This window comes from Psychrobacter sp. PSi21 (assembly GCF_054960615.1).
The window spans coordinates 16,212-36,753 of sequence record NZ_JBHNYR010000026.1 but is presented as its reverse complement, the minus strand read 5'-3'; the positions used below and the strand labels follow the sequence as shown (position 1 = coordinate 36,753).

The 20,542-nt window shown below is 47.4% G+C and carries 20 protein-coding genes; 6 read left to right on the top strand and 14 right to left on the bottom strand.

What is annotated here, in order from left to right:
* Positions 1-88 precede the first annotated feature (88 nt).
* A complete protein-coding gene (locus ACFI32_RS13980) occupies positions 89-2,113 on the bottom strand; it encodes a YadA-like family protein (protein ID WP_462627230.1) in 2,025 nt (674 codons plus the stop codon).
* 637 nt (positions 2,114-2,750) lie between these two features.
* Positions 2,751-3,197 carry an MgtC/SapB family protein gene (locus ACFI32_RS13975; RefSeq protein WP_462627229.1) on the bottom strand — a complete coding sequence of 149 codons (447 nt, stop codon included), beginning with the start codon at positions 3,195-3,197 and terminating at the stop codon, positions 2,751-2,753.
* A 274-nt stretch (positions 3,198-3,471) separates the two neighbouring features.
* Between ACFI32_RS13975 and guaA the strand changes: the two genes are divergently transcribed.
* The gene (gene guaA / locus ACFI32_RS13970) at positions 3,472-5,067 is read left to right on the top strand and encodes a glutamine-hydrolyzing GMP synthase (RefSeq protein WP_462627228.1); all 1,596 of its coding nucleotides are present in this window, start codon (positions 3,472-3,474) and stop codon (positions 5,065-5,067) included.
* 254 nt (positions 5,068-5,321) lie between these two features.
* Entirely contained in the window at positions 5,322-5,903 is a 582-nt protein-coding gene (locus tag ACFI32_RS13965) for an NADPH-dependent FMN reductase (protein WP_462627227.1), read from the top strand.
* A gap of 60 nt (positions 5,904-5,963) precedes the next feature.
* On the opposite strand, the gene ACFI32_RS13960 is transcribed toward ACFI32_RS13965, so the two are convergent.
* From ACFI32_RS13960 to ACFI32_RS13915, 10 genes are all read right to left on the bottom strand, one after another.
* Positions 5,964-6,773: a hypothetical protein gene (locus ACFI32_RS13960; protein WP_462627226.1), complete on the bottom strand. Its 810-nt coding sequence runs from the start codon at positions 6,771-6,773 to the stop codon at positions 5,964-5,966.
* An 8-nt stretch (positions 6,774-6,781) separates the two neighbouring features.
* Entirely contained in the window at positions 6,782-7,309 is a 528-nt protein-coding gene (locus tag ACFI32_RS13955) for a hypothetical protein (protein WP_462627225.1), read from the bottom strand.
* Positions 7,306-8,097, bottom strand: coding sequence for a TIGR04255 family protein (locus ACFI32_RS13950; RefSeq protein WP_462627224.1), 792 nt, complete (start codon positions 8,095-8,097; stop codon positions 7,306-7,308). The genes ACFI32_RS13955 and ACFI32_RS13950 overlap by 4 nt, the downstream gene beginning before the upstream one ends.
* Positions 8,098-8,322: 225 nt before the next feature.
* Complete coding sequence (locus ACFI32_RS13945) at positions 8,323-9,327, bottom strand: oxidoreductase (RefSeq protein ID WP_462627223.1); 1,005 nt, start codon at positions 9,325-9,327, stop codon at positions 8,323-8,325.
* 152 nt (positions 9,328-9,479) lie between these two features.
* Entirely contained in the window at positions 9,480-10,457 is a 978-nt protein-coding gene (locus ACFI32_RS13940) for a zinc-binding dehydrogenase (RefSeq protein WP_462627221.1), read from the bottom strand.
* 209 nt (positions 10,458-10,666) lie between these two features.
* Positions 10,667-11,335 carry a GDYXXLXY domain-containing protein gene (locus ACFI32_RS13935; RefSeq protein ID WP_462627220.1) on the bottom strand — a complete coding sequence of 223 codons (669 nt, stop codon included), beginning with the start codon at positions 11,333-11,335 and terminating at the stop codon, positions 10,667-10,669.
* Positions 11,332-12,534, bottom strand: a complete 1,203-nt coding sequence (locus tag ACFI32_RS13930) for a DUF4401 domain-containing protein (protein WP_462627219.1) — start codon at positions 12,532-12,534, stop codon at positions 11,332-11,334. Before ACFI32_RS13930 ends, ACFI32_RS13935 begins: the two co-directional genes overlap by 4 nt.
* A complete protein-coding gene (locus tag ACFI32_RS13925; RefSeq protein ID WP_462627217.1) occupies positions 12,527-13,642 on the bottom strand; it encodes a DUF2157 domain-containing protein in 1,116 nt (371 codons plus the stop codon). The genes ACFI32_RS13930 and ACFI32_RS13925 overlap by 8 nt, the downstream gene beginning before the upstream one ends.
* 83 nt (positions 13,643-13,725) lie before the next feature.
* Positions 13,726-13,980: a DUF2798 domain-containing protein gene (locus tag ACFI32_RS13920; RefSeq protein ID WP_462627216.1), complete on the bottom strand. Its 255-nt coding sequence runs from the start codon at positions 13,978-13,980 to the stop codon at positions 13,726-13,728.
* A 100-nt stretch (positions 13,981-14,080) separates the two neighbouring features.
* Positions 14,081-15,121, bottom strand: coding sequence for an NAD(P)H-dependent flavin oxidoreductase (locus tag ACFI32_RS13915; protein ID WP_462627231.1), 1,041 nt, complete (start codon positions 15,119-15,121; stop codon positions 14,081-14,083).
* Between the two features lie 248 nt (positions 15,122-15,369).
* Here ACFI32_RS13915 and ACFI32_RS13910 point away from each other — a divergent pair, with 248 nt between their 5' ends.
* The 4 genes from ACFI32_RS13910 to ACFI32_RS13895 all read left to right on the top strand — a co-directional run bounded on the left by ACFI32_RS13910 (position 15,370) and on the right by ACFI32_RS13895 (position 18,714).
* Complete coding sequence (locus tag ACFI32_RS13910) at positions 15,370-16,101, top strand: aspartate/glutamate racemase family protein (protein ID WP_462627215.1); 732 nt, start codon at positions 15,370-15,372, stop codon at positions 16,099-16,101.
* A 151-nt stretch (positions 16,102-16,252) separates the two neighbouring features.
* A complete protein-coding gene (locus ACFI32_RS13905) occupies positions 16,253-17,215 on the top strand; it encodes an alpha/beta fold hydrolase (protein ID WP_462627214.1) in 963 nt (320 codons plus the stop codon).
* Positions 17,216-17,277: 62 nt separating this feature from the next.
* On the top strand, positions 17,278-17,970 hold the full coding sequence (locus tag ACFI32_RS13900) for a helix-turn-helix transcriptional regulator (RefSeq protein WP_462627213.1): 693 nt from the start codon (positions 17,278-17,280) through the stop codon (positions 17,968-17,970).
* A gap of 105 nt (positions 17,971-18,075) precedes the next feature.
* Complete coding sequence (locus ACFI32_RS13895; protein WP_462627212.1) at positions 18,076-18,714, top strand: glutathione S-transferase family protein; 639 nt, start codon at positions 18,076-18,078, stop codon at positions 18,712-18,714.
* Between the two features lie 86 nt (positions 18,715-18,800).
* Here ACFI32_RS13895 and ACFI32_RS13890 read toward each other — a convergent pair whose 3' ends face one another.
* The gene (locus ACFI32_RS13890) at positions 18,801-18,974 is read right to left on the bottom strand and encodes a hypothetical protein (RefSeq protein ID WP_462627211.1); all 174 of its coding nucleotides are present in this window, start codon (positions 18,972-18,974) and stop codon (positions 18,801-18,803) included.
* Entirely contained in the window at positions 18,974-20,473 is a 1,500-nt protein-coding gene (locus tag ACFI32_RS13885; protein ID WP_462627210.1) for an MATE family efflux transporter, read from the bottom strand. Before ACFI32_RS13885 ends, ACFI32_RS13890 begins: the two co-directional genes overlap by 1 nt.
* Between the last annotated feature and the right edge of the window lie 69 nt (positions 20,474-20,542).

Sequence of the window (20,542 nt, the reverse complement as noted above, 5' to 3'; positions counted from 1 at the left end):
GTTATAAACTAAACCGTCCAACATTTGGGGGTCAGTTCAGATGGCGGGGTTTTTTGTTTGATGGGCTAAACAGACAAGGGTAATCGGCTTACCAAGAGAAGGTCACGCCGCCACGCGCACCGACTTTGCCTGTGTCCGTACCAAAGCCTGCACCAGTGGTGAAGGTTACGTTGTCATTGATACGACCTGCGAACGAGGCACTCACGGCGGTGCTGCTATTGTAGTAACCTGTACCGATGGTCATGGCATAGCTTTTGCCTGCAGGGATAACAGGGGTTTCCATAGACAGTGCCATGGCGATACCATCTTCAGCTTCATCTAAGCGATCATCGTGATCGTTGTACATGCGGCGTAGATCGTTGAACTGCGTTCTGGTCGCCAGTGAGTCTACGCTGACGCTGGTGCCAAGCGTGCCATTGGCATCAGTCGTTACAATAGAGGTACCGCCTGTTTGTGACCCTGTGCTCGCTTGCAGTTGACCTGCGCCGCCAAGAGCGATCTGGTTATCGTTTGCGGCTGCCGCTTGGTTACCAATGGCGATGCTGTTAAGACCGCCTGCTGCTGCGTCTTCACCGATTGCGGTTGAGCGTTCACCAGTAGCCGAGGCCAAATGACCGAATGCTTGCGCGCGCTCGCCTGTGGCTTCTGATTGCCAACCGATCGAGGTTGAACCAAGACCTGCGGCGTTGGCTTGACCACCGACGGCGGTCGCTGAATTCATGCCTGCATTGGCTTTGTTACCGATAGCGACGGTATCGTTGGTACCGCCTGCCATTGCTGCTTCACCGACTGCAGTTGAGCGTACGCCGTTGGCTTGAGCCAAATGACCGAATGCTTGGGCACGCTCGGCGTTTGCACCAGCTTGCCAACCGATAGCGGTCGCACCTGGGCCAGTTGCTACGGACTCGCCGCCGACCGCGGTGGTTGAGTTGCCGTTTGCCTTGGCAGTGTCGCCGATGGCTAAGGCATCGATACCGTTAGCGACAGTTTCATTACCGATGGCGGTTGAGAACTCGGTTTGCGCATCAGCATTTTCACCGATAGCCAGTGAACGCTCACCTTGCGCGGTTGCTAAATGACCGAATGCTTGCGCGCGCTCGCCAGTCGCTGCTGACTGCCAGCCGACTGAGGTTGAGCCTAGACCAGCGGCGTTGGCTTGACCACCGACAGCAGTCGCTGAGTTCATGCCTGCATTTGCTTTGTTACCGATAGCTACGGTATCATTAGTGCCGCCTGCCATTGCCGCTTCACCGACTGCAGTTGAGCGTGCGCCATTGGCTTGAGCCAAATGACCGAATGCTTGGGCACGTTCAGCCGTAGCTTTTGATTGCCAACCGATCGAGGTTGAACCAAGACCAGCGGCGTTGGCTTGACCACCGACTGCTGTGGCTGAGTTCATACTTGCCATGGCTTCATTACCAATAGCAACGGTATCATTTGTACCTTGTGCCATGGCGTTATTACCTACTGATACAGCACCCATACCTTCTGCCATTGCCGCCTCACCGACTGCGGTTGAGCGTTCGCCAGTGGCAGAGGCCAGATGACCGAAAGCCTGTGCGCGCTCGGCAGTGGCTTCTGATTGCCAACCGACTGAGGTTGAGCCCAAACCTGCCGCATTGGCTTGACCGCCGACCGCGGTCGCTGAGTTCATGCCTGCGTTGGCTTGGTTACCGACTGCGACCGTATCGTTGGTGCCGCCCGCCATTGCTGCCTCACCGACTGCAGTTGAGCGTTCACCAGTGGCAGAGGCCAGATGACCGAAAGCCTGTGCGCGCTCGGCAGTGGCTTCTGATTGCCAACCGACTGAGGTTGAGCCCAAACCTGCCGCATTGGCTTGACCGCCGACTGCGGTCGCTGAGTTCATGCCTGCGTTAGCTTGGTTACCGACCGCTACCGTATCGTTGGTGCCGCCAGCGGTTGCCTGATTGCCACATGCCAGTGCGCTATCGCCGTTACTGGTCGCTCCTAATGTCGTGGTAGTGTTATTTGCATCATTAAGCACACACTCTGCTGCCATCGTACTGGTGGTGGCAAAAGAGGCGGCAGCAATGGCGAGAGTCAGGCTACTAAGCTTTAGGGCAGAGCGTGGTAAGAAGTCCATTTTTTTCATTTTTCTATCCTTTTTTAAAAACATTAGGGCTTGATGTTGTCGATATACAAAGGTAGTGAGGCTGTTGTTGTTTAATGGGTTATCAAGTTGTTTTTATCGATAAAAGCTAACAATTGACCACTTTTAATCGGATTCTCTTCGTTGGTATCGCTTGGATATATGACCGAATCTTAACGTAGCATCATCACATCCGCCTATGGCCTATCTTGCTGTGACAGTATCAGTCTGATGAATAAACCAATGATATAAGCGGCTAAAATCGCTTGCTTTTTTGACAAGGCAATACGCCGCCTATCCATATGTTTCACTGGTGTTTTTGGCATCCACATTTATAATCTACATGATTACGTAACAAAGTTCGACTGATAATTAACGTCTGTTTTCAAAAAGTTACAGTCACATTATTCAACAAAAAACACGTAATTATCGTAAGGGTTTTCAGCCCTTATGCAGACTGGGCTGTGTAAAAATACTTAACAGTCGAATGTATCAGGTGAACTGTGTTTAATAGCGCTTAAGGGTGCTTGGCGGTACAAAGCAGGTGATCACAGAATCAAATTTAGGCAAAATAAAACAGGCAGCGGATGCTGTCATAAGAAGAATATTGGCAGATGGTGGGTAAGCCAGAGTGGTTTATTTAAGAGTTGTCTTTAGCGTTAGATTTAGTTTTAAATGGCATTGAAAAATGCAAGATTACAAACCCCACCACGGATAAGATGATGGCGATTTCGTAGCGAGCGTAAGCGACAGAGATACCGATAGCGCCAGTGTTCCAAAGCCCTGCAGCAGTGGCGGTGCCTTTTGCGCCGTCTTGATTTTTGACAATCGCACCGCCGCCAATAAAGCCCATACCAGTGATGATGCCATACATAATGCGTGCTTGGGCGTCCGAGCTGTCATAGATATCCATGCCTACCAGCATAAAGGCGCACGAAGCAATGGTCACTAAGGGAAAAGTACGCAGGCCTGCGCCATTGTCTTGAAACTCGCGATTGAGCGCAATGGGCAGCGACAGGATAAAGGCGATACTGAGCTGCATGGCGTGATAGGCCAGCAGTTTGAGGTTTAAATCAAAGGCGAACATGATGCAAAGTCCCTCCCACATCGCACGATATCAACGTCCATGTCGCCGAAAAGACAACGGTGCTTGACGGTGACAATATCTTTTAGCAATACTGTATTTTTTATACCATATAACAATCATGATATACCATATTGGGTATGCAACCGTATCACTACCCATAGCAAGCCTAGGTCACCAACAAAATAGTTGCGAATAATCCGCGCGCGAATCGCCATCATTGCCTCGAAACTTGTTAAAATAGGCCACCAATTTATCTATTGATGGACATCGATCTATGACCACTGCTGCTGCCACGCCCGCAATTAAAGAAGACCGTATTCTCATTCTCGATTTTGGCTCGCAATACAGCCAGCTGATCGCCCGCCGCGTGCGCGATTCTGGCGTGTTTTGTGAGATGTTCCCTTATGACATCGACACCCAGCGCATCATCGATTTTGGCGCAAAAGGTGTTATCTTATCGGGTGGCCCTGAGAGCGTGCATGCTGAAAACAGCCCGCGTATCAACGATGCGGTGTTTGATTTGGGCGTGCCTGTCCTTGGCATCTGCTATGGCATGCAGGCGATGGCGGAGCGTTTTGGCGGCAAAGTTCATGGCAGTGATGTGCATGAGTTTGGCGCCGCCACCATTGATATCGATGGCAACTGCGCGCTACTGGACGGTATCGAAGACACAGCGAGCAAGCTGCATGTGTGGATGAGCCATGGTGATAAGGTGATTGAAGCGCCAACAGGTTTTGACATCGTCGCCAGTACCCCAAGCTGCCCAATCGCCGTGATGGCCAACGATGACAAGCAGTATTATGGCATCCAGTTTCACCCAGAAGTGACGCATACCTTGCAAGGTCAAACGCTGCTCGGGCGCTTTGTCCATCAGATTTGTGGCTGCGCAGGTGACTGGACGCCTGATAACATCGCGGATATGCGTATCGCGCAATTAAAAGAGCAAATCGGTGACAAGCAAGTCTTGCTTGGTCTATCAGGCGGCGTGGACAGCTCGGTTGTGGCGGCACTACTACACAAAGCCATCGGCGATCAGCTGACTTGTGTATTTGTAGACAATGGTCTGCTGCGTTTGCATGAAGGCGATCAAGTCATGCAAGTCTTTGCCGAAAACATGGGCGTCAAAGTCATTCGCGTCGACGCTGAAGATTTATTCTTAGATGCGCTTGCTGGCGAGTCTGATCCCGAGAAAAAACGTAAAATCATCGGCAAAACCTTTATCGACGTCTTCGCTGACAGCGCGCGTCAAGTGAGCGAGCAGGGCGATGGACAAGTGGTTGAGTTCTTGGCGCAGGGTACGATTTACCCTGATGTTATCGAATCAGCTAAATCGCATCAAGGCAAAGCACATGTGATTAAGAGCCACCATAACGTGGGCGGCCTGCCAGATGACTTGGCGTTCAAATTGATCGAGCCGCTACGCGATTTGTTTAAAGACGAAGTGCGTAAACTCGGTATCACCCTAGGCTTACCTGCCAAAATGATCTATCGTCATCCGTTCCCAGGGCCAGGTCTTGGCGTACGAATCCTTGGTGAAGTCAAAAAAGAATACGCTGACGTGCTGCGTCTTGCCGATGCCATCTTTATGCAAGAGCTTGAGCGTTCAGGCTGGTATGACAAAACGGCGCAAGCCTTTGCCGTATTCCAACCGATCAAATCGGTCGGCGTGGTCGGTGATGGTCGCCGCTACGCGTGGGTGATCGCGCTACGTGCCGTTGAGACGGTAGACTTTATGACCGCGCGCTTTGCCCATCTACCGTATGACTTGATCGAGACCGTATCGAACCGCATCATGAATGAAATCGCTGACGTCTCCCGCGTCACTTATGATGTGTCGAGCAAGCCACCAGCGACGATTGAGTGGGAATAATTTTCCAGTTTTAAGCGCATAAAAAAAGCCCATCGCTGTATGGGCTTTTTTTGTGGGTGGCGTTCTCACATTTGCAGCACACGCTGCACTACAAATCTAAAAACGGCCACCACCCAACCGATTAATAATACTTATCAAGGTTATCAGCTATTACAAATCGGTCATCGCGCTTATCAGGCGTATCATAGTGGCACACGATAAGGCGGTATGAATTGCCCAACAGCAATGATAAGACGGGTAATGATAAATAGGTTATGAGCACCGCCGCCGCCATCACACAAAACAAGCATAAGGATTTTATAATGAACGTACTTGCCTTTGGCACCAGCAATAGCAGAAACTCCATCAATCAAAAGCTGGCACGCTATAGCGCCGCACAGATTGATAATGCTATCGATAATGTAAACGTCACGCTGCTCGATATTCATGACCTTGAGATGCCAATCTTTAGCGAAGAGCGTGAAAAAGAGACTGGTATCCCGCAATTTGCCCATGACTTTTATCAAGCGATCGGCGAGGCAGATGCGGTGGTCATCTCCTTTGCGGAATACAACGGCTCGTATACCTCCGCGTATAAAAACCTGTTTGACTGGGCATCACGCATCGATATGAAAGTCTATCAAGATAAGCCGATGATCATGCTTGCCACCTCTCCAGGGCCTGGCGGCGCGCAAAGCGTCCTTGCTGCTGCCGAAGGCTCAGCGCCGTTCTTTGCCGCCGATATCAAAGGCGCGCTGTCATTGCCTAACTTCTTTGATAACTTTGATGTTGAGACAGGGGAAGTGACAGATGCAGAATTCAACCAAAAGCTAAATGAGATTATCAGTAAGCTATAAGCCTTGGGCGATTGATAGGCAATAAAAAAACACTCAACTTGGTTGGGTATTTTTTAATCACTATGTCTCTATATCAGGCGGTAGAGTTGTACTGTTCTCATATGAAAGATAATCAAAATTAATACGTTGATATTGGCGCAGAGTACCTACAGAAATTTGAAATTCAGTGCCTACTTTGGGAGTAGAAACATTCATGCCTGCCTCTTCTAATATAACAGCATAATCATTAAGCGCATCAGTAGCAGAGGTGATTGACTGTTCTCCAGAAGCTATCCCCAATAAATTCACGGAATAAGTTTCATCATCCTTAATATCCCGATTCGGGTAAATCTCCACATAGATAGCAGTCAAAAAGTCATTAGCTCTCTTAGTGATTTTTTTCCTTTTCTTTGAATTTTTATCGGCAGCTGCAATTAGTTGATCAAACTTAGTAGGTAAAGCAGGTCTTTTATAACGACCTGCCAACCAATCTACATATTGATTTAAGGTTTCTTCTGAAAGACTAATTGAGCTATCAGGAGTATGCTCTTCAAGAAGTCGTTTTTCTATTTGTATCTTTTCATGAGCTTGCAGTTTTAGAGCAATTGTTTTATCACAGTTAGTTGAACCTGTTTTTATATGTAAGATCCTAGGATTGCGGTTGTGACTGAACTCTTTCTTAAAATCTTCAATCGGTATGACTCGTAGAATAGAAATCTCAATATATTCCTCTTGCGATGATGCAACGTCACATGATTGTGATGCTACGACTAATAAATCATCAGTAGATATAGTAAAAGCACTATTTATATCTTCTATCAATTTTAAAGTTGTTTCAGGTTTAATAAAACTACCTTGTCGCCATCCTTGATCTTCAAGTATACGTTGCATTTATACCTCTAAATCAAACTAGTACTAGGAGTTAATGATTGATGGGCAAGGCGTCGACCAGCAAAAATTATCTTTTCTTTATCAAGCTTTTCACTCATCAACATTTGCATCACACTAGTAGAACCTAAGATAGCTTTAGACAGCTTTTCTTTGTCAGTAGAGAGTTTGTTGTACTCCCAATCTTCTGCAATAATACTTAATTCAAATATTCTTTGTCGGTCTTTTTCTTTGCTCACACCTTGTTTTTCCCAGTTATACAGCGTTTTTCGTGAAACTCCAACAACAGCTGCAAGCTCTTCATCATTTAGATCAAAATACTCTTTTATTATTGAAAGCTGAGACTGTCGAGTATTGTACTTAACATTAATATTCGAGCCACTTACTCGACTCACTTTATCTAATATATAACGACTATTATCGTAACTTGTCAAATTTTTAGAAGCATAGGTTGAAGATGTTGCGAGAATAGAAGCACTGATAATAGCTGTAGTGACATTCCTATTAAAATTACTAGATCCATAACTGCTCTGTCTCATTTCCATGCCTCCTTGGCTGTTTCCGTGGTTACATTCCAAAATGCTTTTCTACTAATTTTGTGCATGTTGGAAAGCTTGTTGAGTATCAAATCTTTATCAAAATCTAACGGACCAGAATCCTCTTCTTGAGAAGCCCACACATGGTCAATATCAAGTAATAATCTTTTAATGGGTGCATCGGAAATCTTTCGTATAGCAATAGGTAAGTTTTCCGCATCTGGCCAAACTAAAATCTTATCTGTACCATATATTGAACGAATAAAAATAGCACCCTCTGTTGTTCTCCACAGAGTTTCATTAGTTTGTCTTAGTAAAGAACCTGATAGTTCTAGATCATCGTTTTTACACAATCTCGGTTGAACAAAATCCTCGATTATACCTTTGCCTTCAATATCAAAAATAGTATCACTATATCGTAAACCAATGTTTAGACAGAGACTTGGGTTAACTATATCTACAATTGTCTGTATTAAGAAATCACAGGCATCTTTGAAACCATCGAATCGCTCGTATTCACTAGTCATAAATAGCAAACGATTTTGATTGATAGAAGCAGCTGTATGACTATTTTTAGAGATAAACTCCCAGTTAGCTTGGGTCTCTACATTAATACCGTTAGAAGAAACATTGATCTCTTGAGTTTCAGTATTTCTTAGAATAGGTAACTTGTTTCTCAAAGCATCCTGAATTTTAGGTATGTACTCTTTCATGTCAAGTATAGGAGAAAATCTAAACTCTGCTAATACAAACACTAAAGGCTGATTCGATAACTTTTTGTAGTTACACATAACGAACTCTCAATAAGCTGATAGGTATATTTCAGTTTATTGTATGATACACATTATGTGTAATTAGTTGTGTAATTTTTATAGAAGTATTATGGTTTTGGTTTTTTGAATATCTACACTATTTTTGCTAAGTTCCGATGTACATGATTTGATAGGTATTTTAGTATAAAAAAGCAGCACCACAAAAGGAGCGCTGCTTTTTTATCAATACGAACTGTTTTAAAACTATCCTTTCACATTCACCACATAACGCCCGACTGTCTTACCATTGATAAAGCGGTCTAGGTATTCTGGGGTTTGCTCAAGGGTGATTTCTTCTGCGTATTGCTCCAGATTGGGTAGTTTCATATCCGTTGCCACACGCTGCCAAATCGCTTTTTTGTCCTCAAGCGGGATAAATACCGAGTCGATACCCAGTAGCGATACCGCGCGGGTGATAAACGGTAGCACCGTCATCGAAAACGCAGGCGAGGCCGCAAGGCCACAGGTGGTTACCGCGCCGCCCGGTTTGGTCTGCTTGAGTAGGTTAGCAAGATAGTCACCGCCGACGGTATCGATGGCATTGGCCCATAGCGGACGACCAACTGGTTTTTTACCAATCTCATTGATGGTGTCACGATGGCGTACTTCGGTTGCGCCCAGCGCTTTTAAGTGATCGCTTTGCTCAGGCTTGCCAGAGAAGGCGATAGACTCATAGCCGAGCTGCGAGAGGATAGCGATACTGATGGTGCCTACGCCGCCTGTTGCGCCAGTCACAGCAACAGCGCCATCGCTTGGTTTTGCGCCCATTTTCTCTAACTTTTGGATGCTTAGTGCTGCGGTTAGGCCGCCTGTACCATAAATCATTGCTTCTTTTAGGCTCAGCGCTTCAGGGCACGGCAATGCCCAATCGGCAGGGATAGAAATCATTTGTCCAAGACCACCTGCGGTGTTCATGCCCAAATCATAGCCGAATACCACCACTTCTTGACCTTCGCTAAACGTGCCTGATTTGTCACTGACCACCACGCCTGCCGCATCGATACCAGGGGTGTGCGGATAGTTTTTGGTGATGCTTTTGTTCCCTGAGGCGGACATGGCATCTTTGTAGTTGAGCGAGGAGTAGTGTACTTCGATCAGTAGATCATTATCAGGTAGGTCGCTGAGGTGGCGTTCTTTGATGTTTTTTTCGAACGTGCCGTCGCTAGTTTCCTCGACGACAAGTGCGTTAAAGGTGGTGTCGTTTGACATAGTGATGTTCCTTATAGGGTTCTTATTGTCTAAGTTGGCAGAGTGCGTGACAGTCTTACGCTATTTTTTATAATAAAAAAGCCCATCATATAATGGGCTTTTTTTTGGTTGAAGCCGCTGATATGGCAATTGTGCTAAGCGTGCTTGATCGATTAAGGCTTAAGCAATACCTTACCGTTTTTGTTAGACTGCAATTTGCCATCGACCGCTTTGGTGATATCCGCCAAATCAAATGTCGCCTCAACTGGTAGCTTGAGGTTGCCACTGGTCGCGCGCTCAATCAGCTCATCAATCAGACGCTGTTTGTGCTCCACACTCATCTCTTGGCTGATCTTACTGCCCCAGAAGCCTTTAATGGTCACTTGTTTAAAGATGATGTTGGTTGGGTCAAGGTTCATGGGTTTGCCTGACATGATGCCAAATGAGGCGAGCGTACCACCGTGCCCAAGTAGTGACAATAAGTCGTTGCTCGATTCGCCGCCGACAGAGTCTACCGCGCCGCTGATTTTATCATCACCAACGATCTTACGGACTTGGTCTTTCCAGTCGTCATCAGATGAGTTGATGTTGTTTTTAATACCAAGCTTGTCTAATTCTGCGACAGCGTCGGCACTACGCACGACGTTGATGGTATTGATCCCGCGTGCAGCGGCGAGCATGGCAAGAGAGGTACCGACGGCACCATTAGCAGCATTATGGATGACCCATTGGCCGCTTTGTAGCTCTAAAAACTCAATAACCATCAACGCGCTAAGCGGCATGGCAACCAGCTGCGCGGCGATCTCATCTTCTAAGTCATCAGGCACCGCAAATACCATGTCTTCTGCGGCCACAAAATACTCTGCCCAAGTGGCTTGTACGCTCGCGGCAGCAATGCGCTGGCCGACTTTGACTTTTTTGACATTCTCGCCAACAGCGTCCACAACCCCAACGGCTTCACTACCACCGATGGCAGGCAGCTCAGGTTTGAAGCCATACTGACCGCGGATGGTCAGTAAATCATGGTTGTGAATGGGCGATAAGATGGTTTTGATACGGACTTCGTTAGCAGCAGGCTGCGGCATGGGGCGATCGCCCACGGCGAGTACGTCAGTAGGTTTGCCAAAATGGTCATAAGTAGCGGCGCGCATAAGTTATCCTTTATTTATTGTTAATAGAGTAATCGTACTGTGATTATTATTGGGTGATTACTCTAGAGTGATTGATCATGGTTGTGCTTTGGAGATGCGCATAATCAAGCCACCACAGTAACAAGTCAGCCTTAGCGTTATCAGTACCTATTTAGTTAAATCAGGTTAGTCTTTGCTTACTACTATGAAGTTATGGTTGCTTTATTTTATCAATTATTAACTGCTGCTTTATTGATAGGGTTGGGATTGATCACTTCAAAGGTTTCGTTAACGAGGTTAGTGAGCAGTGGCTCACCTTGGTCATTGACGCGAAACAGGCCGTATTCTGCTGCCTCGAAGGCTTCAGCATGACCTTCTTGAAAGAAAAAGGCGTTGGTCGCCACCTTGATGCGGCCATTACGAGCGCGGTAATGAATCGCGGTCTCATCAGCAGCCAATTGAGTACGGTCATGGTCGTCTGCTAAGCGCACAAAATGCCCCACACGATTGCTATCAATGCTGACAATCACATAACCGTCGCGTGGCTCATAACTACGAAATCCTGAATCACTCTCGTTTGCAGCTAAGTCTGATGTGTGCTGTGTTGAAGGGCGATGTGCGGCGCGCATGGCATCGAAAATCTCATCTTCTAGCGCATAACTTAGCATCATATAATCACCCTGCATAAAGCCACGTGGGTCAACTGGTGCTAGCGCTAAGAGTACCGTTTTGCCAGTGGTTAAGTGGGTTTCATATTTCATAATGTTCATCGTCATAACGACTAAGATCAGTGCTAACCCCAGTAGGACAACGGTGATTGTGACGCGTCGTTTTTTGAGAAAATGCGCGGCTGATGATATGTTCTGCATCAGACCTCTGGGCACTGTATTATGGTTCATGATAAGTGCTCCTGATGGTCGCATGCGTTTATGGTCGCATCCTTATCGCTGATAAGGGCGCGTGCAAAATAGCGTTTGATCAACAGCCAACGACCCAGCAGCATGGTCAGGCCAATGGTGAGCATTGAGAGAGATTTGGTCAGCAATGAGGTGTCGAGTTGGTAGTAGTACCAAAATATATAGCTGACTAGTGCGATGATGGCAGCGACAAACAGTGCGCGCTGGCTGTTGGCCATCGCGATGATGAGGATCAAACTGGTCGCGAGCAACCCTGATACATAGACCGACATGACGCCCAATACGATAATCGCGCAGACAATAAGACTGCCTGCTGTCGATCGCAATGTGATGTGATAGCGTTTGAGAATCAGGTACGCGGCATAGAGACTGGCAAGGGTGAGCAGCGCTTGTGCCAGATAGTAGTTATAGCTAAAGCCGTCGACATAATAATGAAAACTGCCCCCGTACTCAGCTGCGATAACATAAACAGAGACGAGTAGCAGCATCAGCGCACTGGCATAACCCACCGCCTTGATGATCTCAAAGCCATCTGCTCGCCACTGAATAGGAACGTGCTGTAATAACGTCTCGCGCTGCAAAGTGGTCACGATCGCAACCAGTGCCAATAGTCCCAAACTCATCTCAGGCAGATGATAGAAATTGAGTAAATATACCACCACACTGAGCGTGACTAGGCTGCCCAATATACGATAGATACGGCTGGGCATAAGACCGGTCATGAAGCCTTGTACCAGCAAAAACAGCCAAGCGTCTACAGGAGACGGTAACTCATTAACGGACAGCGCAAAAATATACGCTTGACCCGCAATACTCACCGCAAAGGCCAAGCTGCTGACAAAGGCATTGTCACGCCCTTGCTGATTTCGAAACAGTGCAAAACCTGCCGCGTTCAATGCCAACCCGATAATCAATAAAGCAAGCATGCTATCCAAAGCACCCATACTACTTAATGACAATGTTAAAAAGCCAATAAAAAATAGGCTGGTTAAAATCCCACTAATCCCAAAAAACAGTTGTAAAAACCAAGGATGTTCCTCGTCTTTTTGATGACGATCATGGTCATCTACAGTGGCAACGCTGTCGTCAAGGTTATGATCAGCGCCGTCAATATGGGTCGCTGTTGCATCGATCAGACCAAGGTTTTTTAGAACCATGAGCGTCTGCGTATCATTATTCATAGTCAGCGCCTGTATTGGTGGTGCTGGTTTGGGGTTTATTACTTAGGCGTGACACATCACGTAGCCAAACCACGGCTGAAGAACTCAGCCCAATGAGCGCTACTGCCAAAACAAAAAATACACCGGCATCAAGCTCACTTATATTTAATAGCCCCTTGCCGAACCAAAACATCACCACAACCACGATAGAAAAAGACAAATAAGTCAGCATAAGCGTGTCAATGCGGCGTTGATGAAACCGCCAATACATAAAGTAGCACCAGCCTAGCCATATGCTGACAGCCATTAGTGTCACCCAGACAGTATCACTATCAAAGATAGGGACAATCGCTAGATAACTCATAACCACTGTAGTCAGTAGGCCAACGACATAGGTACTCCAGTGTAGGCTGGATGTGACTTTAGCCGTGGAGACAACCCCAATCGTATCTGAGCTGGCGTGTTTATCAGTGATAACTTCAGAGCAGTTACTGGTAGTAGGACGCTTATCATCAAAAATCAGGAGCCAACTGTATAGAGCAGCAACGTTTATGAGCGCAAGGGACGCTACATAAAAGATACTTTGCACCCTATCATCAATAAACTGAATATCAGCGGTAGGAAAATAGAGGGTTAAGCAGGCATTGATAAGCCCCAACCACAGTAGCCATAGTGCAGGGAAGCGGGCGATAATGACCCAAGGCATAATCAATATGGTCCAAGCAAAAAACAGCTGCCACGTATCAGCACCTGTTTGATACACCTGCCCAAATAACGCCAACAAGCTCCCTGTAATCACGCTGGCAATAAGCAATAACAATTGGCGAATCAGTTGAAACTGGGGTCTAAAAGACAAGGCCACGTACAAGCCGATAGTTGCGATTAGCGCGCCTTCGACTAAGGCAAACTTGCCAAGTTTGCCCATATTGATCCAGTTATAAGCGATAAAGAACACAAGGGATAGTACAAGGGCGATCGCCCCAATAATCAATAGGACTTTGTCAAAAAATAGCAGCCATGAGCGTTTGGTAGGGTAGATTTGCAACTGCGTCGCTGCTTTATTGGCATGCTCTAAGGGCAGTATGCCTTGCTTAAGCAAATACTCGATAGTCCGCCGTGGCTGACTCATAGCGTTCTCTAGAGAAAAAGAATGAAGGGGCTTATCTTAGCTTTTTATGAGTATTTGGTATACTAAAGTTTGTAAATTCACCCTCAATAAAACTCAATCTTACTCAGCACATGCTCTTGCACCATATAAGCGCAAAAATATGCGCTGGGCCATGCCACGATAAAGGCCAGTCCCCATGAGTATAGTAGCTCGGTAAAAAAACCGTCAATATAGCCCACTTTTATAAGCAATAATACGGTTGAGATGATGAGTGACATCATCAGTGCCATGAGGCCCGTGAAAATCAGACGATAGTATTTGCGGCGGGTGCGTATTCTAAAGGTAGACGATGTATTCATGAGCAAACTCAATAGGCATTAAAAAAAGTGGTCTCAACGTGCTTAGCAATGGGTTATTGCGGCGCGCTGAGTACAAATCAATGATGACTGCATATAACGCTTATTTCAGGTGATCGGTCAAACGTTGTAGTAATTCGATGGTCGACTCTGCGCTCACCTGTGTGACGCCCTGACCTGCCCATAAAGACAGATGCTCAGGGTCACCTTGCTGTACTGCGTGCGCTCGCATCGGTTTGGTCATGGCGTTTAGCTGCGGATACGGAGGCAAGGTGGTGGCGTTATCGTATGCGGCTATATCTTGCAAATAGTCATTGACCAGACCGCGCGCCATTTTGCCCGAAAACAGCCGCGTAATCTGCGTCTCACTACTGCGCACGCCTTGACTGGCATCAATGAGCGCTTGCTTATAAGTACTATTGATACCGCACTTGTCTGTGGTCAAAAATGCCGTCCCCATTTGCGCAAGCTCAGCACCTGCCGTTTGTACTGCCTTGATATCTTGCCCCGTCATGATACCGCCTGCGGCAATCAATGGAATATCCGTGATGGCGCGTGTGCGACTGATTAACGCCAGCAGCCCTAGCGGATCGGTCATGCTTTCAGTCATCCAGCCGCCGCGATGTCCACCAGCTTCCATGCCTTGGATGCAGATTGCATCAGCACCAATCTCGCTCCATGCATTGGCCTCTAATGGGTGGTTTGCCGTACCGATGATGCGGGTGCCAAGACGCTGCAAACGCTGAACCTGCTCGGCGCTGATAATACCAAAGGTAAAACTGGCAACGGGTACAGGGTTGTCATACAGCACTTGTAGCTGATCGGCAAAACGCTGTGCTGGATGCTCAGGTAACGCGGTGACTATGCCGTTCTCTTGATAATACTGACTCAACCAAGTCGGCATGGCGGTATCAAAAGTGCTCGATTCGTACTCAGACAACACCATTAGATTGACCATAAAAGGGCGGTCAGTCATAGTCTTAATCGTATTGATTTGATCATTTAAAACATCTGGCGCGGTCATGCCTGCACCCACTGAGCCAAGCGCGCCAAAGTTGCTCACGGTGGCGACCAGCTCAGGCGTGGTTGCACCCCCTGCCATCGGAGCCTGAATAATGGGGACGTCTAATTCAAGGGCAGTCATCAATGTCACGGCACGGGCCTTTATCTAGCGGGAGAACCTTTACCATAACCAAATGGCAGAAGTAGGGCAACGGATACTACCTATTTTGTTATGAAATAGCGCTTGTACAACATGCGCTGTGATGACCGACGGGCAGAAGATAGTGGCGCAAATAAGCTACCCACCCAGCGCTTATTTTGCTACGATAACGCAAGAGTATTTTACTCAAATATTGTTTTATATTATTCGTCATAGATAGGACGCTCGTTATGGCAAATCAGCAGCATCCCCAAATCACCCAAGCAACACTCGGCATCATCGGCGGCATGAGCTGGGAGAGTACCGAAAGCTACTACCGCTTGATCAATGAAGGTATCAAAGCTGAATTGGGCGGCTTGCATTCAGCAGATTTATTGATTCATAGTGTGGACTTTGGCCCGATCAATACGTATCAAGAAACAGGACAATGGGATACCTTGGGCGTCCTGATGGCCAAAAGCGGCGCGCGTTTGCAGGCCGCTGGCGCACAAGGGCTACTGATTGCCGCCAATACCATGCACAAAGTGGTCAATAAAGTAACCGCAGAGACAGACCTGCCCGTCATTCATATTGCTGAAGTGACGGCGCAAGCCATTAAAAATCGTGGTCTAAGTACCGTCGCGCTACTCGGTACAGCGTTTACGATGACTGAGGACTTTTATACCGCGCGTTTGCAGGCGGCGGGGCTGACGGTGTTGATACCCGATGCTGACCAGCGTGCGGATATCCACCGCATCATCAAGGGTGAGCTGTGCCTTGGACAGTTTCACGATGCGTCACGTCAGCGTTACGTCGAGATTATCAGCGCCCTTGCCCAGCAAGGTGCCGAGGGTGTGATACTAGGCTGCACCGAGATTGGTTTGCTTATCCGTGACGCAGACAGCCCAATTCCTGTATTTGATACCACCGCCATTCATGCGGCAGCAGCGGTGGATTTTTTGTTGCAAAACCATGGCGTGTAAGTTGTGATGCCAGATCACAGCGGTTTGTTTGATAGCAAACAGCGCTGTGTGGTCGTTTTAGGGTGTGTCCCTCATTCGTCTGCTTTTGTATGTTAAACACGATTTTTATTTTGAATAAGTCACAACCACAGATGAGAAGAAGTAAATAGTGATGCCAAACAAGCACCGATCAGCGCTGCGTACCGCGCTATTGACAGGACTGATGGGGGTGATGATCGGCTGTACCACACCCAATGCCTTGACCATCACCGCCACCCAAAAACTGGTGCAATATGAGCGCCATAAAGCCAAACTTGAGCGCAAAAGTATCACCTTAGCGTCAGGCAATACCATCAGCTATCTAGAAGGCGGCAACAAGGCAGGTGCGCCACTATTATTGATTCATGGCTTTGGCGGTAACAAAGACAACTTTACGCCCATTGCGCCAGAGCTGGCGCAGTATCATTTACTGATCCCAGATTTGTTGGGATTTGGCGACTCAAGCAAACCCAGACAGGCCGACTACCGCGCTGATGCACAAGCGCGGCGCTTGCATGAGCTACTACAAGCAACAGGTATGGCAGACGCTATTCATGTTGGGGGTAATTCAATGGGCGGTAGTATCGCCGTCGCCTATGCCGCGCGATATCCCAAGACCACGCGCAGCTTGTGGCTGCTGGACAGTAGCGGTTTTTGGTCGGCTGGCCTGCGCGAGGAGTTTAAAGACGCGACACTGACCAATAATCCATTGCTTATCGATAGCAACGAGGCATACTTTTCCCTTTATGATAGGGTCATGTACCACCCGCCTTATATACCCAAAACCATACAAGCGGTCTTTGCTCAAAACAGTATTGCCAATCATGATTTGCACAGTCATATTCTTGAGCAAATCGTCACTGATAACGTCGAGTCGCGTGCAGCTATGGTCGGCCAGCATGACATTCCAACCTTGATCGTTTGGGGCGAAAAAGACAACATCCTAAAACCTGAAACAGGGCAACTGATGCAAACCCTGATGCCACAAGCAAAAATGGTGATGATGCCAGAGGTGGGTCATGTGCCGATGGTTGAGGCGGTAGAGCAGACGGCTGATGATTATAAAGGGTTTCGGAATAGTATCGAGGGGCGGTGATAAGAGTGCCAGATATCGGCAACTCAATATAAAACATATACAACAAATATAGGCAAATTTTAATGACAAGGTCTCTACGACTGCTTGAGCTGTTACAACTGTTACGTGCCTGTCGACAGCCTGTTAGTGCCAACACATTAGCAGAAAGACTGGCAGTGACGACGCGCACCATATATAGAGATATCAATACTTTGCGCGATCAAGGGGCAGATATTGTAGGCGAAGCGGGTATGGGTTATGTACTGCATTCAGACAGTCATTTGCCGCCGCTCAATTTTACCTTGGACGAAGTATACGCCATCGTGCTTGGACTTCGCTGGGTCAAACGCCATGGTGACGCGTCTTTGATAGATGTCAGTGACCAAGTTTATGCCAAGATCAAAGCGGTGATACCTGACGACTTACAAGACACATTGATCGATGCGCCGCTCATGATTGCTACGCATCATGACTATAACGAGCATGACGCCCAGCACGCGCATACCATACGTCAAGCGATCAACCAAGAATACAAAGTAAGTCTTAGCTATTTGGATGCAAAAGGCGCACTATCACAGCGAGTCATCTATCCACTAGCAATAGGGTTTTTTGGCAGTATGCAGATATGTGCCGCATGGTGTGAGTACCGACAAGGCTTTCGTCATTTTAGGATAGACAGAATGGCGGATATTGCCATCATTGAACAAACCTATACGCCAAGTCGTGCCTATCTCTTTAAACGATGGAAGCGCGAGCTGAACATACCCTCTCAATAACTGTCATTGAAAAGCGTATACCCTACTGACAAAAACCGACACAACTCCGCTCTATACTAAGCCTCGTACTAAAGAACATAAACTTATGTATAAAGGAAGAGTGATATGAGTCAGTTAACGTTTTTTACCAATGTCTATTCACGTGGTCGTATTGTACAGTGGATGCTCAATGAATGCGCAGCCGGTAGTGATATCTGCTATGACACACAATTTATCGAATATGAGGACATTAAATCACCACAATATCTTGCTATCAATCCGATGGGCAAGATACCCGCTTTGGTGGTGCATCAAAGCGAAGCACAGGATCAAACCAACAGTGACACGGTCATCACGGAAGTGGTCGCTATTTGCACGTATCTAGCAGATACTTATCCCAGTGCTGGTCTTGCTCCTGCTGTGGGCAGTGTGCAAAGAGGTATTTATTATCGCTGGTTGTTTTGGGCATGTAATGTGCTTGAGCCTGCGCTGATGGTTGCGTTTGATCTGATCCATCGCACAGAATCGGCTGATGCCAATAAGGCGCTTGGATTTGGTAGCTTGGATGATGCTCTAGCGGTACTTGAGGAAACACTCAGCCAAAAAGCATATCTGTGTGATGATAAATTTAGCACCGCAGATTTATATATGGTAGCGATGCTCAGTTGGGCAGTGATGCAGGGCGCGGTGGATACGTTGCCCACACATTTGGCTGCGTATGTCGACAACGTATCCAAAAGGCAAGCACTGGTTCAGATTGGGTAATGTTTTTTGCACTGCTATTTAAAGAGATGGCAGTGCCAGTCTTGAGGTGCGTGATAAATAAATATGGCAGAGAGTAGACGACAGTTTTATGAGTTCCTGAGAATATCATAAGACTTAGTCGTGATAATATCATTGTCAAAAATACCATCGTAACCATTATGGTCTTTGAAGCCGCCCAGCTTTTCTAGTCCAATGATGTTCTGATAAAAATCAATAAGGATGTCCAAATTATTGGTATGCCGTGCATAGTGAAATTTCATCAGCGTGCCCCTTCCTTTAGTCGCGGCCACGATGTCGTCGGTGCAGCATCACGACACGACGCACAAGTTCCTACATGCGCGCGATAGCCCTCAGTCTCTTGTGCCGCCTCTTCTGCTGGTAAGTTTTTACCCTGACGCCATCCGCCATGCAGATACAGGCCTGCCCCCATTACAGCCGTCGCTATCATGCCTGCTGGGAATGATAGCCAAAGTGCATCTTCTCCAAGTAGTGGATACAGCCCAAACGCAAACCCAAGACGCACCGGATACATCGAAATCGCCATGACAACCAGCGGCCAAATCACATAACCGTTCGCCCGCATGGTGCCGAACAGCACTTGCGCGATCCCAAAAAAGATAAAGCCCCATGTCGCCATTAACTGAATGTGTTCCCCAATTGGTAACGCGTCGCTATCACTGCCCAGAAAAAAGCCCAAAATAGTGCCATCAAAAAACGTCAGTATCCCGATGATACATCCTGTCAATATCACGTTAAAAATGAGTCCCCAGCGCGTAATGTCTGAGACTCTGCTCCATTGGTTGGCACCGATATTCTGTGCGACCATCGCACTGGCCGCGGCACTGAGCGCCATCGCAGGCATCTGCACGTATGTCCAAAGCTGCTGAGTTGCGCTATAAGCGGCTGTCGTCTGCACACCCTCGCGGTTTATCAGTGACAGCATCGTCAGCGCCGCTGAAGAGATCACGATCATTTGCAGACCCATCGGTAACCCTTTTGAAAACATTGACTTGAGGATTGCTCGGTCTGCGCGCAAAAAGCGCAGCTCTGGCATACTGAGCGTCAATACAGAGCCGCGCAGATACATGGTGATCACCATGCCAATAAGTGCGAGCGTGTTTGCGGTAGCGGTTGCCAAGGCCGCGCCAAATATACCCCACTCAGGAAAAGGCCCTAGACCCAAAATCAGGGTCGGTGTCAAAATCACATCAAAAACCACTGAGATAATGATAAACCAAAGCGGCGTGGTCGAATCGCCTGTCCCGCGCAGAGCCATCATGATCAGCGTAAATGTGAGGGTGACGGGCATCGCCACAAAAATCATCTGCAGATAGCTCAACGCAAGGTCAACAGCGCTTGGCGGCGTACCCAGCAGGTCAAGTAGCATTGGCGCAAGTATCCATCCGCCTGCCGATACCAATATACTGATCGGAATAATGCTGCCGAGCGCTGTTCCCATGGTTCTTTTGACCATATCATTGTCACGGCGGCCCATGGCTTGACCAATCAAAATAGTCGACGCCATCCCAAAACCGAATACGAAAGAGATCAGGATAAACATCAAAATGTTGCCGTTCGCGGTTGCTGCCAAGGCTTCTTCACCTAAAAACCTGCCTACCCAGATGGCATTGATCGACCCATTTAATGACTGCAGGGCAGATGAGCCAAGCGTTGGCAAGGCGAATAGGAGCATCGTTTTGGCAATCGATCCTTGGGTGAGGTCACGCTGTTTATCAGTGGCAATACTGGTGTCGCTCAATGTCTGTCCTTTTGCGCCATTTAAGAGGTCTGCAGTTGATGATAAAAGCGCATATTATAAATGAGAACA

Excerpts from the sequence above, each read along its gene's own strand:
- ACFI32_RS13980 (WP_462627230.1), bottom strand. The coding sequence starts at position 2,113 with ATGAAAAAAATGGACTTCTTACCACGCTCTGCCCTAAAGCTTAGTAGC.
- ACFI32_RS13975 (WP_462627229.1), bottom strand. The coding sequence starts at position 3,197 with ATGTTCGCCTTTGATTTAAACCTCAAACTGCTGGCCTATCACGCCATG.
- guaA (WP_462627228.1), top strand. The coding sequence starts at position 3,472 with ATGACCACTGCTGCTGCCACGCCCGCAATTAAAGAAGACCGTATTCTC.
- ACFI32_RS13965 (WP_462627227.1), top strand. The coding sequence starts at position 5,322 with ATGAGCACCGCCGCCGCCATCACACAAAACAAGCATAAGGATTTTATA.
- ACFI32_RS13960 (WP_462627226.1), bottom strand. The coding sequence starts at position 6,773 with ATGCAACGTATACTTGAAGATCAAGGATGGCGACAAGGTAGTTTTATT.
- ACFI32_RS13955 (WP_462627225.1), bottom strand. The coding sequence starts at position 7,309 with ATGAGACAGAGCAGTTATGGATCTAGTAATTTTAATAGGAATGTCACT.
- ACFI32_RS13950 (WP_462627224.1), bottom strand. The coding sequence starts at position 8,097 with ATGTGTAACTACAAAAAGTTATCGAATCAGCCTTTAGTGTTTGTATTA.
- ACFI32_RS13945 (WP_462627223.1), bottom strand. The coding sequence starts at position 9,327 with ATGTCAAACGACACCACCTTTAACGCACTTGTCGTCGAGGAAACTAGC.
- ACFI32_RS13940 (WP_462627221.1), bottom strand. The coding sequence starts at position 10,457 with ATGCGCGCCGCTACTTATGACCATTTTGGCAAACCTACTGACGTACTC.
- ACFI32_RS13935 (WP_462627220.1), bottom strand. The coding sequence starts at position 11,335 with ATGAACCATAATACAGTGCCCAGAGGTCTGATGCAGAACATATCATCA.
- ACFI32_RS13930 (WP_462627219.1), bottom strand. The coding sequence starts at position 12,534 with ATGAATAATGATACGCAGACGCTCATGGTTCTAAAAAACCTTGGTCTG.
- ACFI32_RS13925 (WP_462627217.1), bottom strand. The coding sequence starts at position 13,642 with ATGAGTCAGCCACGGCGGACTATCGAGTATTTGCTTAAGCAAGGCATA.
- ACFI32_RS13920 (WP_462627216.1), bottom strand. The coding sequence starts at position 13,980 with ATGAATACATCGTCTACCTTTAGAATACGCACCCGCCGCAAATACTAT.
- ACFI32_RS13915 (WP_462627231.1), bottom strand. The coding sequence starts at position 15,121 with ATGACTGCCCTTGAATTAGACGTCCCCATTATTCAGGCTCCGATGGCA.
- ACFI32_RS13910 (WP_462627215.1), top strand. The coding sequence starts at position 15,370 with ATGGCAAATCAGCAGCATCCCCAAATCACCCAAGCAACACTCGGCATC.
- ACFI32_RS13905 (WP_462627214.1), top strand. The coding sequence starts at position 16,253 with ATGCCAAACAAGCACCGATCAGCGCTGCGTACCGCGCTATTGACAGGA.
- ACFI32_RS13900 (WP_462627213.1), top strand. The coding sequence starts at position 17,278 with ATGACAAGGTCTCTACGACTGCTTGAGCTGTTACAACTGTTACGTGCC.
- ACFI32_RS13895 (WP_462627212.1), top strand. The coding sequence starts at position 18,076 with ATGAGTCAGTTAACGTTTTTTACCAATGTCTATTCACGTGGTCGTATT.
- ACFI32_RS13890 (WP_462627211.1), bottom strand. The coding sequence starts at position 18,974 with ATGAAATTTCACTATGCACGGCATACCAATAATTTGGACATCCTTATT.